The sequence below is a fragment of the Bacteroidota bacterium genome, from assembly GCA_030706565.1.
In the GTDB taxonomy this organism is placed as follows: domain Bacteria; phylum Bacteroidota; class Bacteroidia; order Bacteroidales; family JAUZOH01; genus JAUZOH01.
The window spans coordinates 1-2,777 of sequence record JAUZOH010000464.1 but is presented as its reverse complement, the minus strand read 5'-3'; the positions used below and the strand labels follow the sequence as shown (position 1 = coordinate 2,777).

Below are 2,777 nucleotides of genomic sequence, written 5' to 3'. Positions count from 1 at the left end.
CATAAATTTGGGAAAAACTGCTGAGAACAAGTGCCAATAGTGTTAATTTCAAGCTTGCAATTTGAGCTCCTTTTAATTTGAATAATTTTTTCATCGTAAAATTGTTTGATTACGACTACAAAGTGATGGATTATCAAATTGATATACAAACTATTGGGATATATGGCAGGTATTTGTTATGAGTTGAAAGATCAGGAACGGGAAATGGTACGAATGGTAGTATTTTGTGATGAATGGATTATCGATATTGTTTTAAAAGCTGATTAAAGTTTTGGGTATTTTGCCTGGAAACCGGGATTTCGGCCTCTATTCCGGAAAGTTTTAAATGGTAGCCCAGGGAATTCCCTTTTTTGGAAAGTACTTCTTTTATGTTGATGATAAAAGCCCTGTGAGTTCTCATGAAAAATGGAATCGCAGACAGCTGTTGTTCAATATTGCTGATGGAATTGCGTATAATTTCTTTTCTGATTTGATGATCGCCTTTTAGGTAAAAAACAACATAATTGCCGTCTGATTCTGCGTAAATGAATTGATTTGGGTAAAAGCTCAATTCTTCTTTTTTTAGCTGAGAACCAATCTGAATCAATTCTTCAGCCTGCACGGTGGTTGAAGGATCAGTGCCTGTTCCGATACCTTGTACAATTTGGACTGAAAAGAGGTAAGGGTAATTGATCAGGGTGAAAAAGGCGAAGGGGATTATGCCGACCAGGAAAACATGTTTGCAGGAATCAAAAAAAGTGAACAGGTTCCACCTTTGGGCAGGCGATTCAAATAAAAAACCGATAAAATAAACAAATATACCCATTCCCAGCAGGACAATTCCGGTGGCTAATAATTCCTTGAGGATGGTCCATGCTTTCTCTTTTGAAAAATACCGGATCTTATTTATTATTTTAACCAAAATTATTAAGGGAAGCGATGAAGCCAGGCAATAAGCGGCCATTGTGAGGTCATAGTTAAAAAAACGGGATTCGTGCATCTTCAGCGGTTTGTACAAGACAGCAAACCCAAAACAAAATGCCAAAAAAATCAAGGTGCCTACGTAGGGTTTTCTTAAAATATAATTTTGGGGATAAGCCTGATAAAGCCATTTGTAAAACCGTTTGACCATTGCCTTATGTACTTTGTTGATAGCGCTATCAAAACTATTAAAATTTCTTGAAAAATCAATTGTTTGATTTGACAATTAAAATAAAAGGTCCGCAAACTAATGATTTTGCGGACCTTTGTTTGGTTTCCCAATATGAAAGGGAAAGTGACTTACCACCTAACCCCTTCCTTCACGTATCCTTTATTATGTGTAATACTCCAGGCAATATAATCTACTACTTTGGATGAGAAATAAAGGCTTTGCATCGAATCGACCAGATTGCCTAAAATGACCAGTGATGGGCCTAGCATTTCAGATAATTTGGCCACACTGCCATCATCGAAAGTGATTTGTACATCACGTTTTTTACATACTGACGTGCTATCGCTTCCAGTATCAATAAATTCTACTTTTGCTTTTGATTGAAGCACTCCGTCAACATATATGGCAATGCTGTCTTTTAATGAATTCTTTACTATTTCAACATTTCCTATAATCAGAGAGTATTCTTTCTCCCTGTATTTCCAGTTGGATTTAATCCGTTTCATGGTTTCCTGCAGGAGTATTCCCTTGGAGTCAGAGAGAGCATAGCTGGTAACAGCAGTATCCCCACTATTGGTATCAATATTTATAGCATATCCGTTTGGAAAGGCGTATTCTGCTGAATAAATACTCCCTGTTGATTTGGAATTGGAAGATAATACATCCAGATTACCGATTTTTGCAGTATCAATAATCAAATCTGCAGACAGTTTATAATCGTAAAATCCTTTTCTTGAAAAATAATAATGATAGTCGGTGGCCGTTATGATAAAATTATTTTTCAAGGTTGAATCCATTGGACGCATACTATATAAACGGGAGGGATAGAATATTTTTTCTTTTGGCATCTTTGCAATAAGTAAATTACTTTCCCCGGTTTTTTGGAAAAGTTTGTCGTAGCAGTTAAAACACCAATGCCAGTAATTTACTGGATGAAATTCGTAAATGCCACTGATATCGGCCAAATCAATACTATCATAGCCATAACAAAAAAGATTATTTATTGTGGTTGACTTCAGGGCATTACTTTCCTGTATGGTAAGAAGTTTATAACCCTGAGTCTGGGCTATTTGGCCTAAAGCAGAATTTACTTTTTGAGCAGTATAATTCAGGGAAGATTTCAAATCCTTAGGATAATCCGTGGATTTTTCTGATGAACATCGCCAAAGCAATGATGAACACACAACTAAAGAAATAAAAATAAAAATACTTCTTTTCATGGCTGTAATTTTTAGTGGTTAAAAAAATGGATTATTTGTTTTCTGAGTGAGGAGTAGATTTTAAACTTCCTGATTTGCCTTTTCAAACATAAGCAAATTTACTGACCAACTAATTGAACAACAAAAAATAAAGGTTAAATTTTCCTAAAACTTATCAAATTTACATCAGCTGCTGATTATCAATTGTCCGGAACAAATTCAAAAATTAAAACGGAAAATTCTGCAATAAATTATCCAAGTATATGGATAACTAAAACAATTTTTTCATTTATTTGGTTTTATGATTTTTCAGGAAAATATTGACTAATAAAAAAATATCACTAGTGTCCCATTAAAATCGGGACGTTATTAAAAATCAAACAAAATTGGCTCATTAAGCCTAAAATGTTCTTTGTCATTTTGAAATTTAGTTCTATCGAAGAGGT

Annotated in this window: 2 protein-coding genes; both read right to left on the bottom strand. The window is 34.5% G+C overall.

The window, feature by feature from the left end:
- Positions 1–238: 238 nt before the first annotated feature.
- A complete protein-coding gene (locus Q8907_15585) occupies positions 239–1,111 on the bottom strand; it encodes a LytTR family DNA-binding domain-containing protein (GenBank protein ID MDP4275692.1) in 873 nt (290 codons plus the stop codon).
- 149 nt (positions 1,112–1,260) lie between these two features.
- Positions 1,261–2,352 carry a hypothetical protein gene (locus tag Q8907_15580; protein MDP4275691.1) on the bottom strand — a complete coding sequence of 364 codons (1,092 nt, stop codon included), beginning with the start codon at positions 2,350–2,352 and terminating at the stop codon, positions 1,261–1,263.
- Positions 2,353–2,777 lie beyond the last annotated feature (425 nt).

What these genes read in the sequence shown, in the direction of transcription:
- Q8907_15585 (MDP4275692.1), bottom strand. Translation starts at nt 1,111, where the DNA reads ATGGTCAAACGGTTTTACAAATGGCTTTATCAGGCTTATCCCCAAAAT.
- Q8907_15580 (MDP4275691.1), bottom strand. Translation starts at nt 2,352, where the DNA reads ATGAAAAGAAGTATTTTTATTTTTATTTCTTTAGTTGTGTGTTCATCA.